General features: G+C 34.2%; 20 protein-coding genes. 11 read left to right on the top strand and 9 right to left on the bottom strand.

The window, feature by feature from the left end:
* The first annotated feature begins 40 nt into the window (after positions 1-40).
* The 7 genes from BK137_RS11810 (at position 41) to BK137_RS11780 (ending at position 5,112) form a co-directional block, all read left to right on the top strand.
* Entirely contained in the window at positions 41-565 is a 525-nt protein-coding gene (locus BK137_RS11810) for an AAA family ATPase (RefSeq protein WP_038186443.1), read from the top strand.
* Between the two features lie 39 nt (positions 566-604).
* A complete protein-coding gene (fosM, locus tag BK137_RS11805) occupies positions 605-1,042 on the top strand; it encodes a FosM family fosfomycin resistance protein (RefSeq protein ID WP_038186442.1) in 438 nt (145 codons plus the stop codon).
* A gap of 17 nt (positions 1,043-1,059) precedes the next feature.
* The gene (locus BK137_RS11800; RefSeq protein ID WP_038186440.1) at positions 1,060-1,611 is read left to right on the top strand and encodes a histidine phosphatase family protein; all 552 of its coding nucleotides are present in this window, start codon (positions 1,060-1,062) and stop codon (positions 1,609-1,611) included.
* A 14-nt stretch (positions 1,612-1,625) separates the two neighbouring features.
* Positions 1,626-2,468: a hypothetical protein gene (locus tag BK137_RS11795; RefSeq protein WP_038186438.1), complete on the top strand. Its 843-nt coding sequence runs from the start codon at positions 1,626-1,628 to the stop codon at positions 2,466-2,468.
* 137 nt (positions 2,469-2,605) lie between these two features.
* Complete coding sequence (locus BK137_RS11790) at positions 2,606-3,445, top strand: DUF2785 domain-containing protein (RefSeq protein ID WP_038186435.1); 840 nt, start codon at positions 2,606-2,608, stop codon at positions 3,443-3,445.
* A 171-nt stretch (positions 3,446-3,616) separates the two neighbouring features.
* Entirely contained in the window at positions 3,617-4,168 is a 552-nt protein-coding gene (locus BK137_RS11785; RefSeq protein WP_038186433.1) for a YdhK family protein, read from the top strand.
* Between the two features lie 290 nt (positions 4,169-4,458).
* On the top strand, positions 4,459-5,112 hold the full coding sequence (locus tag BK137_RS11780) for a hypothetical protein (RefSeq protein WP_038186432.1): 654 nt from the start codon (positions 4,459-4,461) through the stop codon (positions 5,110-5,112).
* Between the two features lie 50 nt (positions 5,113-5,162).
* Here BK137_RS11780 and BK137_RS11775 read toward each other — a convergent pair whose 3' ends face one another.
* The 4 genes from BK137_RS11775 to BK137_RS11760 all read right to left on the bottom strand — a co-directional run bounded on the left by BK137_RS11775 (position 5,163) and on the right by BK137_RS11760 (position 9,129).
* A complete protein-coding gene (locus BK137_RS11775; RefSeq protein WP_038186430.1) occupies positions 5,163-5,849 on the bottom strand; it encodes an ABC transporter ATP-binding protein in 687 nt (228 codons plus the stop codon).
* Entirely contained in the window at positions 5,849-6,940 is a 1,092-nt protein-coding gene (locus BK137_RS11770) for an ABC transporter permease (protein ID WP_038186428.1), read from the bottom strand. The genes BK137_RS11775 and BK137_RS11770 overlap by 1 nt, the downstream gene beginning before the upstream one ends.
* Before the next feature lie 132 nt (positions 6,941-7,072).
* The gene (locus BK137_RS11765; protein WP_038186426.1) at positions 7,073-8,452 is read right to left on the bottom strand and encodes a sensor histidine kinase; all 1,380 of its coding nucleotides are present in this window, start codon (positions 8,450-8,452) and stop codon (positions 7,073-7,075) included.
* Positions 8,449-9,129: a response regulator transcription factor gene (locus BK137_RS11760; protein WP_038186424.1), complete on the bottom strand. Its 681-nt coding sequence runs from the start codon at positions 9,127-9,129 to the stop codon at positions 8,449-8,451. Before BK137_RS11760 ends, BK137_RS11765 begins: the two co-directional genes overlap by 4 nt.
* A gap of 180 nt (positions 9,130-9,309) precedes the next feature.
* Here BK137_RS11760 and BK137_RS11755 point away from each other — a divergent pair, with 180 nt between their 5' ends.
* From BK137_RS11755 to BK137_RS11745, 3 genes are read left to right on the top strand one after another with little or no spacing between them, the layout of a single operon-like run.
* Entirely contained in the window at positions 9,310-9,744 is a 435-nt protein-coding gene (locus BK137_RS11755; protein ID WP_038186422.1) for an SRPBCC family protein, read from the top strand.
* 2 nt (positions 9,745-9,746) lie between these two features.
* On the top strand, positions 9,747-10,082 hold the full coding sequence (locus tag BK137_RS11750; protein WP_038186419.1) for an ArsR/SmtB family transcription factor: 336 nt from the start codon (positions 9,747-9,749) through the stop codon (positions 10,080-10,082).
* Positions 10,083-10,138: 56 nt separating this feature from the next.
* The gene (locus BK137_RS11745; RefSeq protein ID WP_038186417.1) at positions 10,139-10,531 is read left to right on the top strand and encodes a VOC family protein; all 393 of its coding nucleotides are present in this window, start codon (positions 10,139-10,141) and stop codon (positions 10,529-10,531) included.
* 104 nt (positions 10,532-10,635) lie between these two features.
* Here BK137_RS11745 and BK137_RS11740 read toward each other — a convergent pair whose 3' ends face one another.
* From BK137_RS11740 to BK137_RS11730, 3 genes are all read right to left on the bottom strand, one after another.
* Complete coding sequence (locus BK137_RS11740) at positions 10,636-11,832, bottom strand: MFS transporter (RefSeq protein WP_038186415.1); 1,197 nt, start codon at positions 11,830-11,832, stop codon at positions 10,636-10,638.
* Between the two features lie 16 nt (positions 11,833-11,848).
* Entirely contained in the window at positions 11,849-12,268 is a 420-nt protein-coding gene (locus BK137_RS11735; RefSeq protein WP_038186414.1) for a MarR family winged helix-turn-helix transcriptional regulator, read from the bottom strand.
* Between the two features lie 142 nt (positions 12,269-12,410).
* Positions 12,411-14,096: a methyl-accepting chemotaxis protein gene (locus BK137_RS11730; RefSeq protein ID WP_038186412.1), complete on the bottom strand. Its 1,686-nt coding sequence runs from the start codon at positions 14,094-14,096 to the stop codon at positions 12,411-12,413.
* Between the two features lie 260 nt (positions 14,097-14,356).
* Here BK137_RS11730 and BK137_RS11725 point away from each other — a divergent pair, with 260 nt between their 5' ends.
* The gene (locus BK137_RS11725; protein WP_038186409.1) at positions 14,357-15,139 is read left to right on the top strand and encodes a tyrosine-protein phosphatase; all 783 of its coding nucleotides are present in this window, start codon (positions 14,357-14,359) and stop codon (positions 15,137-15,139) included.
* A 69-nt stretch (positions 15,140-15,208) separates the two neighbouring features.
* On the opposite strand, the gene BK137_RS11720 is transcribed toward BK137_RS11725, so the two are convergent.
* Positions 15,209-16,906 (bottom strand): methyl-accepting chemotaxis protein, encoded by a 1,698-nt coding sequence (locus BK137_RS11720; RefSeq protein WP_038186407.1) that lies wholly within the window; start codon positions 16,904-16,906, stop codon positions 15,209-15,211.
* Positions 16,890-18,533 carry a pyridoxal phosphate-dependent decarboxylase family protein gene (locus BK137_RS11715; protein WP_038186405.1) on the bottom strand — a complete coding sequence of 548 codons (1,644 nt, stop codon included), beginning with the start codon at positions 18,531-18,533 and terminating at the stop codon, positions 16,890-16,892. Before BK137_RS11715 ends, BK137_RS11720 begins: the two co-directional genes overlap by 17 nt.
* Positions 18,534-18,765: the final 232 nt, after the last annotated feature.

Here is an 18,765-nt window from a genome sequence, read left to right as displayed (position 1 = left end):
ATTTGTAAATAAAAAAGTCTAAAGATAAAAAGGAGAAACTATGATTATTTTAATCAACGGCGCCTTTGGTGTTGGGAAAACAAGCGTTACTGAATTATTGCATGAGAATTTAGAAGAGAGTATTATTTTTGACCCGGAAGTAGTGGGATTTATGCTCAGACATATGTTACCAAATGATATAAAAGAAAAAGAGGCTCCTAGTGGAGATTTTCAGGATTTTATTTTATGGAGAAAGTTATTTGTGGAAACAGCCAGATGTCTTCATGAGCAGTATGGGAAGACATTGATTGTCCCAATGACTATTAGGAACATTGAATACTTCACTGAAATCATGGATGGCTTATATCAAGTAGATAATGAAGTGTATCATTTCTGCCTAACAGCCACTAAAGAGACAATTCATAAACGTTTGTTAGAGCGAGGAGAAGTTTTGGGGGATTGGTGTTTTCAGCAGACAGATAAATGTTTAGCAGCATACGAAAACAATGACTTTTCGTATTATATTAATACGGAGAACAAAGATTTAACTGAAATAATTGAGCACATTGTTGAGAAAATAAATTAATGTTTATATATGAAAATGAATTGGAAAAGGGCGGTTTTCATGAATATTCAAGGTATAAATCACCTCTTATTTTCAGTTTTAAATTTAGAAAAATCAATTAAATTTTATCAAAATGTATTTGATGCAAAGTTATTAGTAAAAGGGCGCTCTACAGCATATTTTGATGTCGGTGGGATATGGCTAGCATTAAACGTAGAAGAAGATATATCACGCAATGAAATACACCAGTCTTATACTCATATAGCATTCACAATAAAAGATTCGGATTTCGATGAAATGTATGAGAAACTTAGAAATTTAAATGTAAATATACTATCTGGTAGACAAAGAGATCAAAGGGATAAGAAATCTATCTATTTTACAGATTTAGATGGTCATAAGTTCGAATTTCATACAGGTACATTACAAGACAGAATGGATTATTACTTACAGCATAAAAAGCATATGGAATTTATTAATGACGGTAAACAAAAATAGCAAGGGAAGATGCTGAGATGACAACAAATGTTTACTTAGTAAGGCATGCGCATTCAGTGTATACACCGGATGAATTAACACGACCATTATCCGAAAAAGGGCTAAGAGATGCCAAGAGTATTTTGGAAAAGCTTGAATTGGAGGGAATTGATACATTCATATCTAGCCCATATAGAAGAGCGATTCAAACAATTGAGCCTCTAGCAAAATACAATAAAGCTGAAATTAAACTAAATAAGACTTTTCAAGAGCGTAAGCTAGCTCATGGAGAAGTAAAGGACTTTACTGCAGCAATAACAAAAGTTTGGCAAGAACCAGATTTCGAATTTGATGATGGAGAATCCAATCTTAAAGCTCAAGCCAGAGGTATAGAAGGTTTGATGGACGTCTTACATACTTATCAAAATCGTAATATTGTGATTGGAACACATGGGAATTTGATGGTGTTGATCATGAATTACTTTGATGTAAAATATGATTTTGCTTTTTGGAAAGAGCTACAAATGCCAGATATCTATAAGTTGTCATTTGATGGTGTGAATTTTATGAAGATAGAACATATTTATTAGAAGGAGGTTAGTAGATGAAAATAATCGATACGACTGAATATTTTTTAGAAAATTACAAGCCAACGATTAGCTTTTTAAAAGGATACTATGACAAGTATCCTAAAGTATTTCAAGAGTATTTTTTGTATCACTGCAAAGATACAGAAGAAAGGCTTTTACAATCGATTAGTAAATATGAACATGATTTCGAACGTATTAGATTAGTTAGAGAAACAATCGTTTCAATTATTGAAAGAGTTGAATTAAGCTATAAAGAAAAATATGACGTTGAGTACCCATTGGATGTAAATTTATTGATTGGTGGTTATGGTTCTAATGCTTATACATATAGAGAAATTATTCCTGACATCAGTTTTGCGCTAGAGAAATTATCTCCGGAAATTAATCATCTAGAATATATTGTGGCACACGAGTTTGGTCATGCTACACACAATATTGTTTCAGATAAGAACAAAATCGATTGGACAATTATCGATTGGGGTAGCCCCATCACTTGGTTAAACCAAGAAGGCGCCGCTACGCATTTGTCTCGCCGAGCTGTACCAAATCTATTGCCACATCAGTATTTTTCTTATGATGTGGATGGAGCAGAGTGGTTATCGTTTGCTCGGAACGATTATAATGACATTAAAAACGCATTTCGTGAAGATTATCAACAACTAAACTTCAAAGAGTTGTTTTACGAGTGGTTTTCTATTAACGGTGGAAAGCGATTCGAACACACGCGCCTTGCGTACTTTTTAGCAGATGATTTCTTTCAATATCAGATAGCTACTTTAGGAGAAATAGAAGCAATTGCTGCTTGGGGAAGAGATGATTTTAAACAAATGGCTGAGAAATGGTTATATGAATTATAAAGAGATAATCGTAGGAATATCTAAGTCACCTATCAATGTTCGAATGGTAGGTGGCTTTTTAATTTCTAATGCAGCTGTTTCGATGTTCATGGCATAATGTACACAGTGACAAATGAAGGTAATTAATGGAGGATGTTATGGATTTAAAACAGATTTTAATTGATTGGGTATCGATGTCTATATTAGAACGTAAAACTTTGATTGCTAATAATGGTGACGAGTTACTTTTCAATATGCTGCAGGAAATAGGTGCTGTCGATGCAGAATTACGTGATCAACTGATTTATAGAACATTTATAGAGATGCTTGGGGAGCAGTTACTTTCACATGAGCAAATGCAATATTTGTATAAAGAAATTGTATCGGAAAAATATTTATTTTCCCAAATCGGTGATGAACAGACTGATACAGTATTAACGCGTTCTTTTTCAGCGTTGTTGTTGACAGGTCTTTTAACAACAGATGCAGAGTTGAGATTCTTACCTAATGCGGCATTGACTACATATTTAGAAAAAAGCGGTCATTATTTACAAAAAGAGCGAGATGTTCGGGGATTTATAGATGGTAAGGGATGGGCACACAGTATAGCGCATGGTGCGGACTTAGCTGCCGCAACGGTACGTCATCCAGCCTTTGAACTACGCATGGCACCACCAATACTGCAAGCTATTAAAGCATGCCTATGGAAAAATGCAGTTTATATAGATGATGAAGAAGAGCGTTTAATGATAGTGATAGAAGAAATGATGAAAAAGGGTGTTTCAGAAGAAGTACTCGTTGAATGGACTGAGCAAATTTTCGATAAGTTAGATCATCATCTATATAGCATAGGATATGATCCATCATATTTTAAAGCGAGAACTTGTACACTCCATTTTATGAAAACATTATATTTTGCATTGAAAATTAATAAGCGTATGCCAAAATTAGAAGGTGTTGTATACATGCAAATCGCTAAACATTTTAAATTAGGTTAAATAGGAAGGATTATTTAACTATGATAGCTTAAGGGAGTTCGAACTAGACAATGATTTTAAGCTTTTATAAATTGTGTTAGAAAGTTTGGATTTTGCTATATAGGGAATGGTACATACTAGTTGGGAAAAATATATAATACTAATTTTCGACTAGGAGGATGCAGAGTAATAATGAAAAGTAAAAAAAGTATAATAGGAATACTATTACTAGTTTTTGCATTAACATTAGCTGCGTGTACTGGTAATAATGAAAAAACAAATACGAAGGTAAATGATGAAGATATGAGTATGGATCATTCTGTATCAGCAGAAATACCAGCTGATTTAAAAGAAGAAGAAAATCCAAAATATAAAGTTGGAAGTAAAGTGATTATCGAAACAAGTCATATGGATGGTATGAAGGGTGCAGAAGCCATAATAGTAGGAGCTTTTGATACAAATGCATATGCTATTTCATATACACCTACAAATGGTGAGGAAAAAGTGAAGAACCATAAGTGGGTTATTCAACAAGAACTTGTTGATGCGGGTGATAAATTACTCAAACCTGGTAAAGAAGTTAAGGTAATGGCTTCACATATGGAAGGCATGTATGGTGCTAATGCCAAAATCGACTCCGCGGAGCCAACAACAGTATATATGGTTAACTACAAACCAACTACGGGTGGTAAAGCAGTGGAAAACCATAAATGGTTAACAGAGAATGAAATAAAAGCTGAATAATATTTGCCCTTTAGATTTCTAAATCTAAAGGGTATTTTTTGTTTAGGTAGAATAATAATTATAGGACTTACAAAGTAGAGGAAGTGAAAACTATAAAATGTATCAATTTTTTACGCCTCTATAGATTGTTACAGTTAAGCTCAAAATAAAGGAGAAATTTTTATATAGAGTATTAGAATCTAAATGATTCTGCAGAAAATATTATAGAAGTTGAGATTTTTTATAAAATTTGAATCGCTATTTTGGGGTTAAGATGCTAAATATGCATCTTTTAGAAGGATGGGGGATGTATGAGCGCATTAAAAAGAGGAGCAGCATTAATAATAGGCTGTGTTTTATTACTTTGTGCTTGTAGTATTGCAGAAAAAGTTATCGATAAACCGATTGAACAGCAAGTTATGTTTACAAAAAAAAATATGATGATATATCCTAAACTAACTAAAAGAGAGGAAACTATATTAGATAGAACTACGGAACAATATCTCATTTATGAATACCAAATAGACAAATCGTACAATCATTTAAGATTATGGGTTGAGGCATATGAAAAGGGGAATTTAGCAGATTTAGAAGTTTTACTCCTTAACTATGAAGTAAAAGGTAGTGGTACCATCATTATGAATACAATTAAAAAAGCTGAATCCAATGCTGACAATATATTAAGTTTGAGTGTAACCTCTGGTAATGGGAGTAACTCAAGTAGTATAAGAACACAGCTTCCAAAAATGTCATCAGATTCTACTTTTACGGTATGGAAAAGTACAATTGCAGGTGAGAAAAATATTGAGTCTGAAATGATTTTAGGTTATATGATTCATGGATATTCTAATGAAACAGAACCTCACAATTATGAGGAACTTAGCGAGAATCCCCAAAAATTGATCAAAGAGCTATCAGCTAATAAAGAAGTTTATATATTAAAAAGTAAATTTATAAAAAAGTAGAATGACAGTCAATTGAAAAGGAGACACGGTAATGAACCGTGTCTCCTTATTTAAGTTGTTCTTAATGCTAACTGTCCATTTTTCATTTCATAAATTTTATCGCAATAAGATAAGATGCTTTCATCGTGTGTTACCATCACAGCTGCTTTATTTTTTTCCTTTACTTCTTTTGCGATGAGTGCAACGATTTCGCTACTACGCTCAGAATCAAGGCTAGCAGTTGGTTCATCGGCAAGAATAATATCAGGGTTGTTCATTAATGAACGTGCAATCGCCACACGTTGTTTTTCACCACCAGATAGATGCTGTACAAAGTGATTTGCGCGGTGAGCAAGACCCACTGATTCTAATAATTCATCTGCTCTTTGTTGTGCTTCCTTATTCCAAGAGTCTGCAAGATCCGCTACTAATTTAAGCTGATCTTTTACTTTTAAATAAGGAACTAGATTAGAAGCTTGGAATATATAGCCGATTGAACGTAAGCGTACTTCTGCTTTTTGTTTGTCATTATAGTTTGCTATGTTTTCACCGTTAACAATCATTTCACCGCCATCTGGGCTCAAAAGTGCGCCTGCTATAGATAGAACTGTACTTTTACCTGAACCTGATGGGCCGAGTATAGCAATGAGTTCACCTTTAATTGCTTGGAAATTAAGGTCGTGTAAAATCTCAACTTCCTGTTCACCGTCCTGAAATACTTTACGAACATTTTTTAGTTCTAATGGAATGTTAGTCATTATTCTGCCCTCCCCATAGCTTGTAACGGATCCGCTTTTACAATGCTAGCACTTGAAAGTAGCGCACCGAAAATCGATACGATAAATAATACACCAGAGTATATAAGAATTAAACCAAAGTCAAAGACGAATGGAATACCCTTTGGCATAATCGCTTGCAAGATTGCTGCAAAACCGATTGCTGCACCAATACTTACAATGGATAGGATAATTACTTGGATAATTGTAGAACCAATGAGGAAATTGTTTTTTGCACCAATTGCTTTTAAAACACCAAATTGGTTAACTTTTTGAATCGTCATAATATAGAAGAATGCTGTTAAAACGAATACTGCTATTACGATTAGAAATGCCAACATCATGAATAATGATTTTTGTTCAGCATCGTAACCAGGTATGCCTTTAATAACATCACCTTTTTCTACCCAAACCCCATCTTTTATAGTAGATGAAACATCTTCTTGTAATTCTTTATTAGCATCCTTTATAACAATCGCGTTATAAGATACTTTTTGTGTTGAAGCAAAAAGGTTTTCCCAGCTTTCTTTGTTTACAAAAGCTACTGGTGTATGACTGAACGTTTGTTTCTCAGTAAAACCAACTACTGTATAAGTAATATCTGAGTTTTCTTCGTATAACTTATCGCCGATTTCAATTCCTTGTTTTTTTAATGAGTCATCGGCAACAATTGTTGGTCCTTTAGAAGATTTAATAGTTGAGCCTTCAGTTACTTTAGGCATTAGGAAGCTATTTGGGTCAATCCCCATCATGCTTACGTCGACTTTTTTATCTGAGTTTACTTCCTTTAAAGAAAGCATTTGTAGACCGACTGTTTGCAGATTTTTATTGTCTTTTATATCCGATAACACTTTTTCATCAAAGCGAGAGCGATCGAGGCGATTGTCTGCATCTTTGTCTAAGTAAAATGCATGTGCATTCATGTTCTGAATAGAAGATGCGTTATCTGATGACAAACCGTTTGCCAATCCACTAATGATAAACACCAACGCTGCAACGAAAAACATGATAAAACCGATCAATAAATATCTAAGTTTGAAAAACCGAATTTCTTTTAATGAAAGAGAAAACATATCTACTTCATCCTCCTGTTCTTGGTTACATCCATAATGTACATCTTGAATATGAACGGAAGATGAATAAGAAATTACAAAAAAAGCCAGTTATTATTTATGGAGAAGTCCACAAGATAATAACTGACAATATTATTGAATGGGTAATGTCACAGAAAAGATCGTACCTTCATTTTCTTCACTTATAACATCTATTTTCCCATTATGCAATTTAACGATAGATGAAACGATGGATAAACCAAGTCCAGAGCCTTCAACAGAATGGGTTCTTGAAGTATCTACACGGTAGAACCGATCGAATATCCTATCAATTTCATTCTCAGATAAACCTATCCCTTTATCTTGGAAAGTGACAATAATGGATGAATCTTTTTTGGCTATTGCTATATCAATGCTTCCATTTTCTTTATTGTACTTTATCGCATTCGTTAAGAGGTTGTCCCATACGGTGTTAAGTAGTAAAGGGTCACCTACTATTTCGAAGTCAGGTAGAGAATAGCTGAGCATAATTCCCTTTTCTCCAATTGCCCATTGATATTGGCGGACAAGTTCTTTAATTTGCTCTGCTATATTGAATGATTTTTTCTTCATAATATCCTCATTCTGATCTAAAGATGAGAGGAGAAGTAATTGCTTGGTTAGAGTAGAGAGTCTTTCAATTTCCCCATTTATAACTGCAATATATTTTTCTTTATCTTCAGAGGGTAAATCATCTTTTCCTAATAAGTTTGTATAACCTTTAATATTCGAAAGTGGAGACTGAATATCATGGGAAATATTTGAGATGAATTCTTTTCGAATATCATCAAATTGTTCTAATTGGTTTGCCATATGAGAGAAGCTATTTGCTAGCTTTCCTAATTCATCACTACGGTTTATATCGAGCTCGACGTTAAAATTTCCTTCGGCCAACGAGTTCGTCGCTTTTGTTAATTTAGTAATAGGTTTTACTAAATATTTTGTACTAATGATTACCATTAAAATACTTAGTATTATTGTTAATGCAAATAGCCAACCAAATAAAATATGCATCTCATTGAAAAGTAACTTTATGTCTGGTCTAAGGAAGAGTGCATATTGTTTGTTATCATGTGTTAACGGAACTCCAATCGTATTTCTCAACTCATTTGCAAAAAAACCAGTGACAAATGTTTCTTGTGGGAAATGAAGAAGGCCGTGGTAAATCTCATTATTTAATACTTGATCGATTGTAGAATTTGGCAGTTCCTTTACACGAAATTCTGCACCAAAATAAGTACCTTCCCTAGATGTATCAACCAAGTACAGTTGATAACCGATGTATGACAGAGTTTCGAGATAGTCCTTCAAGTCAGTGGTAGGGTGTTTTTCGGCAAATTCAGCAATGTCTAAAGCAATTTGTGTATTCTTTGCATCGTTAAATGGTTTTAGCTTTTGTTGATAATACGTATTGGATATAAAGAATGATAGCACGCCACTTAGGAGCATAATGCCAATCGTCACTATAATGAATTTAAAGTAGAGGGATCTCATATACTTTTGTCCTCCAATAAGTAACCGATTCCCCGTACAGTTTTAATATGAATGGTATCTGTTAAGTCTGAAAAGCGCTCACGCAGCCGTTTAATATGAACATCTACCGTACGATCATCACCTGCAAAGTCTAATCCCCAAACTTGTTCAATTAAATGCTCTCTAGAAAATACTTGTTTAGGGTGAGACATTAAAAAATACATTAATTCAAATTCCTTTAATGGCAAAAATATTGTACGAGTGCCAATTTGTACTTCATAATTTGCTTTATTTATTGAGATATCACCTAGACGAACGACAGAATCATCAACTTGTTTATCATAACGACGTAATAATGCTTTAATACGAAATAGTAATTCTTGTGGTTCAAATGGCTTTACAAGATAATCATCAGTGCCAGAATCATAGCCTTTTTCCTTATCGGTAATTTGGTTTTTTGCAGTTAGTAAGATAACAGGAATATCGTACTGCTGACGTATTTCTTTTGTTAAAGAATAGCCATCCATATATGGCATCATCACATCAATAACTGCTAAATCACAGAGCGTACCTTTAAGAATGCGCAATGCTTCTATACCATCATTTGCCTTAAATACATGGTATCCAGCATCTCGTAAATGTACCTCTACCAAATTTAGAATATTAACATCATCATCCACAATTAAAATGTTGGTCATCTATTTAGCCCCCCTAATTAATAACAGTCCCTTTGACTAATAATCATATAGTACTTCGGTAAATAATTGAAATCACAAGATTAGGTTATCTATTTTATTGACATGAAACCAAATGGTTTTATATAATCATGATACGAAACCAAATGGTTATATAATTTTAGTCGGAAAAGGAGAATATTAATGACAAACAATAGTCAAGAGAAATTACAAGATATAAAACAAACAGTGCTCGTAAATGCCCCTATTCAGAAGGTGTGGGATTATGTATCGACAGCTGAAGGAATTGAAGCTTGGTTTATGCCGAATAATTTTAAATTAGAAAAAGGATATGAATTCCAAGTGCAATCTCCATTTGGCCCTTCACCTTGTAAAGTAATCGAGATCAATGAACCAAATCGCTTATCTTTTGAATGGGATATTGATGGCTGGGTTGTGACTTTCATTTTAAAAGCATTAGGAGAGAAAACCGAATTTACGCTTATTCACGGTGGATGGAAGTATGCAGATACTATTGTAACGAAAGCACAACAGCCAAGCTCTATTATTCGAGATACCATGGAACAAGGTTGGGTTGGTATCGTTCAGCACAAATTCAAAAAAGTGGTTGAAGGCTAAGTATGGCAGCTGCAGAAAAGTATGATGTGTTCCAAGCAATTGCTGATCCAACACGTAGAGAAGTATTACATTTATTAGCTACAAAGGAACGGTCCATTGCAGAAATTACTACGCATTTTGATATGAGTCGTACAGCAATAGCAAAGCATCTTCATGTACTTGCAGATGCGGAGCTTGTACGTGGTACAAAAGTGGGTAGAGAGAAAATCTTTATGCTACAACCAGAACCATTGACAGAATTGAAGCAATGGCTAGCCTTCTATGAGCAGTTTTGGAATAACAAGTTAACAAAATTGAAGTATGTTGTAGAAAGTGAGACTAGGAAAGATACAGAGTAGTTGGTAAATGTAATAACTATTCAACTGATAGTAACAGTAGCGAAAGGGTGGTAAAAATGACAAAAGTGACGCCGTTTTTAATGTTTCAAGGGAATGCTGAGGAAGCCATGAATTATTATGTTTCTTTAATTCCAGATTCAAAAGTTTTACATATTACCCGTTATGGGGCTAATGAAACTGGAACTGAGGGTAGTGTAATGAAAGCTGCATTTTCATTGAAAGGTCAGGAGATTTTGTGTATCGATAGTAATATAAAACATAATTTTACATTTACTCCAGCATTTTCTCTTTATATTACTTGTGATTTAGAGAAGGAAATAGATTATTTGTACGGCAAGTTATCTGATGGAGGTAGTGAGTTAATGCCAATAGGTAATTATGGCTTTAGCAAAAAGTTTGGTTGGCTTGTTGATCAATTTGGTGTTTCTTGGCAACTTACATTTGAGTGATTGTATAATGATTTTAAAGTAGATATTAAAATTTTCAAGAATAGTATTTAAAGAAAAAAGGTTTTGCCCAAACGTTGTAGTGGGGGCAAAACCTTTTCTTTGTATCAAGCTTGTAAAAGAGCTTTATCTTTTCGACCGTGTAGAAAATAATATAGAACAATTGAAATTAAGATGACTATTACCATTGAAAGAAATAGATGACGATAGCCAAATACAGGTACTAGGAAGCCGAGTAAATATGGTCCTACACCTAGACCAAAATCGTAAAATATAAAATAAGTGGATGTTGCTAATCCTAATCGATGATTGGGTGTTACTTTAATCGCAAGTGCTTGGGCAATGGAATTAAAGTTACCATAGCCTAGACCGATTAATGCGGCAGCTAAAAGCAGAATAATACCTGAGTTTGCTTGACTGAATAATGTCATTCCAACTGCAAAGATGATTAGACTTGGATAGACGATTATGTTGGCACCTTTAGTATCCATTAAGCGTCCAGTAAATGGTCTTGAGAGTAATATAACAATTGCATAAATAAGGAAGAAGTAACTACCTGCAGTGACTAGATTAATAGACTCTGAATAAAAGGATAAGAATGACATAACTCCTGAATAACTAAAGCCGATGACTAGAGCTACGAATGAGATAGGAACAGCTTTCATTTCGATAAAGTTTGAAAGTTTAAATCCTGAAGTAGAAGCTCTTTCGTTTTGTGAAGATTTAGTTGCTGCTGGCTGTGGTACTTTTACTAATAAGAAAGTAGCTAAGCAGATGAAAGATAATCCTAAATTGATTAAGAAAATCATATAGAAATCTGTGAAGATTTGAGTGAGTAAAATACCTACAAATGGGCCTACTGCAGTTGCCATAATGGCGCTCATACTGTAATAACCAATACCCTCACCACGTCGTGTAGGTGGAATTAGTTGGGCAATGATTGTACCCGTTGCAGTACTTGCAATTCCAACAGAAAGCCCGTGTAGAAAGCGGTTTGCTAGTAAAAGAGGTAGATTAAATGCACCGAAATACAATGCTGTAGTAGCTGAAAAAGCAATTAGTCCGATTAATAATGTTTTTTTACTTCCTACGTCGCCAATAATTCGACCAGTAACTAGGCGACCGATTAATGTTCCGATAATGAAAATACTAGATACTAAACCGGCCATGCTAGTTGAGGCGTTAAATTCTGATTTTGCAAATGATGCAATAGTGACCATCAACATGAAAAAAATTAATGTAATTAGAAAATTAATTAATGAAACAATGATAAAATCCTTTGTCCAGAGTTTTTCTTTAGACATTCGTTATTCGCATCTCCTATTTTAATAGATTATTTCTAACAGTCTCGAGGACTTTACTTACGATAATTTGTTCTTCTACACTTATACCCTCTAATGCATCAAGTTGAAATTGTTCAATTGTTACTTGTACATCTTTACATACATCGTGTCCAAATGGAGTCAACTGTACTTTTTTTTCACGTTTATCTTTACCTGGTACGGTAGTTACATAACCAAGTTCGATTAATTTTTGAATCATTCTAGTAGTAGTTGGTTTTTCTACATTCAAGGAATTAGAAATTTCAACAAGAGTAAGTGATTTTTCACTAATGAGTAATCGTAGGATAGCCCATTGTGAGCTATAAAGTTGATGGCTCGCCAAATAAACGTTCAATTTGTTAATGAAGGGGCGGTACATCATTCGGTATTCATGAAAAAAAGCTTGATGTGGTTGCATATCGAAATATCCTCCGTATAGTTAGTTAGGTTAAGTAACTATTAAAATAATAAACCTTTATTAACCATTTGTCTAGATATGGTTTGAAAAAGTACAAAAAAGATGCCAAGACTTTTTAAGACCTTGGCACCTTTCTATAGTTTTACACTTTAAATTCTTGGATCATGTCTTGTAATTCTTGAGCGTTTGTACTTAAATCTTCAGCAACTGAGTTAACTTGGTTCATCGAAGTAGTTTGTTCTTCAATAGATGACGAGATTAATGTTATATTATCCGATGAATCTGATGCTCCGCTTGCAATTTCAGTAACAGATGCGGAAACCTCTTCAGCACTAGCTGAAATTTCTTCTGAAGTAGCTGAAATTTCTTCTACTTGGACAGTGATTGATTCAATAGCAGAAGAAATGGTTTTGAAAGCTACTCCTGCTTCTCCAATAACTTGAACACCATCTTTGACAGAGGTTAAACCTTCACTCACAGCGGAGGCAACGTTTTTAGTATCAGTTTGAATCTCTTCAGTAAGTGTTACAATTTGAATCGCTGATTTTTTTGACTCCTCGGCAAGTTTACGGACTTCATCTGCTACAACAGCAAAGCCTTTACCATGTTCGCCTGCACGAGCTGCTTCGATTGCAGCATTTAGTGCAAGTAAATTTGTTTGGTCTGTAATATCCGTAATGACATGCGTAATGGCGCTAATTTCTTCAGATTGTTTGCTTAGTTTTCCTGTTAGTTCAGCAATTAAGTTAGTTGAATTGGAAATGATTTGCATTTGATCTTGAGCTACATCAATTGTTTTTACACCATCTTTTGCAGTAGTAGCCATATTAACGGTATTTTGATGTAAAGTTTGTGTTGCTTCAGCTATACGCTGAACACCAGCTGCTGTTTCGTCCATTGCAACTGCACTTTCTTTCGCTGCCGAAGCAGAAATAGAAGCGATATCTGCTGTTTGGTGGATACGAATTGCTACTTCGCCCCCAGCTGCAGTAATTTCCTCAGTACTAGCTGACAATTCCTGTGAAGAAGCAGAGAGATGCTCACTGTTTGTTTGAATATTATGGATGAGTCCTCGTAAATTGATCTTCATATTGTTGAAGACGTTTGCCAATGTACCAATCTCATCTTTAGATTTGTATGTAATATACGATTGAGATAAATCACCCGTAGCAATAATCTCAGCAGATTGAACTACTTCTTTTAATGGCTTTGTTATCGACTTTCTAATGAAGCTAATGAAAAATACACCTAGAGCTAAGCTAATTATTAAAGCAGCTATTGAACTCCATAGAGATTGTTTAAGAAGAGTTTTTAATCCATCACTAGTAATTTGTAACTTCTCTTTTTGGTACTGAATAATATTGTTAGATGAGTCTAGAAGACCTTTACTTGCGCTCGTAGCAGTTGTATCAACTATTTGGATTGCAGCGTCTTTATTGCCGTTATCAAATTCTTTCAATGCACTTGCAACTGCAATATTAAAATCATCGTTAAATTTAGTCGTTTCTTTTAAATAGCCTTTCATTTCTTCGGAACGGACTATTTGAGATAATTCAGCAATTTTATCGTCTACTAAGTTTTGATACGTATGTAAATTATCAAGTCTTACGTCAATGTCTTGTATGAAATAAGAACGCAAAGAAGAGTCTTGCATTGCTAGACCAAATTGAATATCTTTTATGATTTCTATTTGAACAAAACGGTGATCAAATGCTTCCTCAACCTGTGATTGGATTTTAGAATATTGATAGTAAGATAAAACAATTATTAAAGCTAATAAACCAACAATACTGAGGAATCCTATATTTAATTTTTTTCCGACAGACATATCTTGGAACCTTCTCCCTTTTTTAGATTTAATATAATAATTACTTTGATGGAAAAACAGTAAATAGTCAACAAGTATTAGTCTAAAAGACATAAAAACGTGAAGATGGTAGGGAAATATAATTAGTTTATTGTCATATACTTTTATCGTTTTAAAAGTCTTAATTTGAAGTAGCTGCTTTAAATATTCCTTATTGCTCGGAAAGATGCTACTCTAACATATATGGAATATTCTAATAATTGAAGAGAGTGGGATATATTATGTCTATAGATAATGGGAATCGTGTGTTACCGTTTGAACAAGTTGTGAACTTCAGAGATATGGGAGGATACCCTGTAGCAGATGGTCGCAAAGTGAAATACGGTGTGTTTTATCGTTCAGGCGAGTTACATAAGATGACTACAGCTGATCATGAACTATTTAAAACTTTAGGGATTAAAACGATTTTTGATTATCGAGATGATAAAGAAGCAGAAGCAAAGCCGGACCCGCAATTAGAAAACGTACACAATGAGCGAATTCCAGCAAAAGGTGATGTAGGTTTTAAAATGCCGACTTCTTCTTTGAAGGAAATGGATAATCGAGCGTTTCTACAAACTGTTAATGCGGACGTTTTTACTGAACTCTATGGACATTTACCATTGGATAATCCTTCGTATAAGCGTTTAATGGACATTATTCAGAATCCTGAAAATCTTGGATTATTACATCATTGTGCGGTAGGTAAGGATCGAACAGGTGTGGGTGGGGCGCTTATCTTACTTGTTTTAGGTGTAGATGAAGACATTATAATGCAGGATTATTTAATAACAAATGATTGTATGAAGCCAGTGCAAGATGCGATGATTCCTATGTTGTCGCAACATTTAAATTCAGAACAATTACAGCATTTTGGTGACATCATGAGTGCTAAAGAGAGATATTTACAAGCTACTTTTGATGCCATTAAAAAGCGTTATGGAAATTATAGTACATTTTTTGAAAAAGAATTTGGGCTGACAGAGGAAAAAAGGAAGGCAATACAAGAATATTGTTTGGAATAATTTTATTAAGCTAAATTAAAACTCTCTATTACCAGAAAATTAATAAGGTAATAGAGAGTTTTATTATTTTTAGATTTTAAATTTATGAACGGTGCGGTGTAATGTTTCGGCCATTTGAGCAAGATTATTTGAAGAAGTGGTAATTTCTTCGATGCTAGCAGATTGTTCTTCTGAGGCAGCAGCTACATTTTGAATGCTGCTAGATGTTTCTACAGAAATGACGCTTACCTGGTCCATCGACTGTGCAATATCTTCAATACCTTTATTCATATTCTCAATGGCGTTATTCACTTCAGTCATTTGAGCATTTACTTGGTCTACAGATGTAACAATGTTCTCAAAAGCTTCGCCTGCATTTTCGAATGTTGTCGCACTGTCTTTTAAGTTGCCATAGCTAATAGCCATTGATTCGGAGGCGTCTGTTGAATCGGTTTGTATTGTTTCAATCCGTGTTCTAATTTCATTTGCTGCTTCGCGAGATTGCTCAGCTAATTTACGGACTTCTTGTGCAACCACAGCAAAACCTTTACCGTGATCACCTGCACGAGCCGCTTCAATTGAAGCATTTAGAGCAAGTAAGTTGGTTTGATCTGTAATTTCAGTTATGAGTGTCACGATATTACCGATTTCTCTAGTATTATCGCTTAGACGTTTCACTACTGCAGATGTCTCTTGAATGGCATCATAGGTAGTATTCATCTTCTCTACAGCACTGTTGATAGTTGTGTTTCCACTTGTAGCAATTAGCGAAGTTTCTTGAGCTTTGGCAGATACATCTTCAGTACTTGAAGCGATTTGATTCATTTTGGTAGAAATCGTTGAAACGGTCGTATTCATTTCTTCTACAGCACTTGTTTGCGTTTCTGAGCCAGCTGCTACTTCTTGCATTGATTCTGTAATTTGTTTAATCGATTCATTCGTTTGTTCGGAGCTAGCAGTAAGTTCTTCAGAAGTAGCTGCGACTTGTTCAGCATTTTCTGCAATCGAAGTGATTAAAGATCGTAAATCGGTTGCCATATTATGAACGCCTTCGGACAATTGTGCAACCTCATCTTGCCCTTTAGTCTTTAAACGTTCCAATGTAAGATTACCTTGTGCAATTTCCTCCACATATTCTACAACAGCAACGATTGGAGTCGTAATCCGTTTACTTATGATGTAAGCGATGAGTGCTCCAAGTATTATAAAAATAAGTGTCAAACCTACTGAAATCATTAGAACGGTTGATTGTAGAGAAGAGATAAAGGAAGCATCCATATCAATTCCAAAAATAATATCTGTACCAATAAAAGGAACAAATATCGATTTATGGATCCCGTATTCATCTTTGTAAATTTCACTAGTTTGAGTTTTTTGATCCTTGACTGTCTTGATCATATTGTCATTGAAAGTATAGTCAGCTTGTTGATCATCTGTATTACTTAAAGCAACGATATGTTCTTTACCATTTGAATTTGAAAGAACATATGTATTTTCAACACCAAACGCTTTTTGTTTTTTGTTCAAAATGCTAAGTAATTCATTGTATTTTTCAGCATTATTGTTATCTGCACTTATAACAAGTTCTTTATCTATATCTTCCAGAATTTCTTGGGATATTAAAGTAAGGCTTTTTTCAAATTGTACAATCACATAGTTATTTATGATATGTGTTGAGAACGAGTATAGTGCCAAGCTGAAAATGATCGAGAAAATCGCAATTGGTATTACAAAACTAAATACATATTTATATAAAATTGAGCTTTTGAATTTAGTAAACAATTTCAATGTTAGACTCCTCCAAAGTGTGAATTGCACTTGAAATAGAAGCTACCATTTCATCTAAATGTTGAACCTCTGTATAAGGTGAAATTGCAAAAAGTTTCGCAGCTGCAACAGGAATCATATCTTCTGAATTGATGACAGGGATAGTGCAAACCTTCGTTGTATCACCAAAGAAAACATTTTCACGGTTATGACCAAGTATTTCGAATAGAGATTGATTTAAATTATTTATTGCTTGAACTTGCTCCAAAGTAAAGGTACCTGTTTTTTCTTGAGACCAATCTAAACCTTTTGGATATAGACGGAATGCTGTTACAGGACCAATATTTGAATCATTCACAACGGATACATTAGGAAGTTGTTTTTGGATTTTATCTCTGAAAGCTAGGTTTACACGGACATAGTTAGCTAATATTTGCTGATAACCTTCTACACCGAAAGCATTTAAAGCAGCATAGATAGCTATTGAGCTACCCATACGAGAGCATTCTAGCGTATAACCTGTATGATAACTACCATACCCTCTATTACCGACATAAGGTGTATCAAAGTCTTCTAAATCAAGTAATCCGAAGTGTTTCCCTTCTTTGACTAAAAATAAACTTGTTAAGTAAGGTGTTTGTCCAAGCTTTTGGAAGTCAAAGCACAAGCTATCAGCCAAAGAAATATGTTGCATACGCTCATTAATGCTTTGCAAGCTTGCAACTACATTGTCCTCGAATTTAAGTGGGTTTGTATTGAAATCATAAGATTTAAAGAAAGAATAAAATCCACCCAATGCCGAGTCAGCGTGAATATGGATTGGTTTCAACTCGTATTTAGCTTCAACTTGAGAAGTGATGTCTTTAATAGCTTTGACATCATCAATCGCAAAACTATCTGTTGCTCCAGTAGTAGCAACGATATAGACAGGAATACCGCCTTTATGAATAACTTCTTCCAATTTGTTTGCTAAGTCTTTTAAATCCATCGAATGATCGCTAGTCGCTTTTACACGAATAAGGTTATTACTACCGATACCAACAGCTTCAGCAGATTTTAATAGACTATAGTGGGCGTTTTCAGAAGCGAAGCAATATAAATTGCGAGGGACACCTTCTTCTTTTGCATGCGGGAATTGTTTTGCAATTGCAAGACGTAATCCACTAAATACTGCCCCTTGTCCTCCCCAAGTTGTATAACCCCAGCTTTGTGTGAAATCATAGCCAACAAGCTTTGACATCATGCCAATAACTTTTACTTCACTTTCAGCTGCAGCTGGTCCATAAACATCCCATAGATTATTTCCATTTAATAATGTTGTTGTTAATAATCCGATGATGCCAGGAATACTAGCCATTGGTAGAACGTTTGTTACAAACTTTCTTGTATGGTATGGATGGCCTTTCATTAAGTCGATTAAATCATTTACTACATTATCCATTCCAGTTGATTTAACAGGAACTTCATAGTTTTCAATTAGTTCTTTATAGAAATTAGCGGATCTTTCTTGCATAGGACCTAGTGTACTTTTTTCTGGGTCTTTCAATTCGTCAAGTGATGTGAAAATCTTTTCTATATAATTTAAAATTTCTTTACGTTGTTCTAGATTCCCGTCTTCACTAGGGAAAAGTTGTTGTATTTGCTGCATTTGTTTAACACCTCTAATTTGAATTTTAAATAAAATAGTCAATAAAGCATAATTATAGCACATCAACTTTAGTTCTTAATACACTAAAAGTAAAGTTTGTTAAGTAGGGATATATAATCAACCTAATAGATTAAATAGTAATTATATATAGAATTTTCAATGTTTTAAAACTATTGATAACTGAAGGTAGGTTAAGAATATGAGAAATGTTATGATATAAAATAATTAACAT

The sequence above is a fragment of the Viridibacillus arenosi genome, from assembly GCF_001955655.1.
In the GTDB taxonomy this organism is placed as follows: Bacteria; Bacillota; Bacilli; order Bacillales_A; family Planococcaceae; genus Viridibacillus; species Viridibacillus arenosi.
Note: the sequence above shows the minus strand (reverse complement) of the source record. Positions and strands in the feature narration are given on the sequence as shown.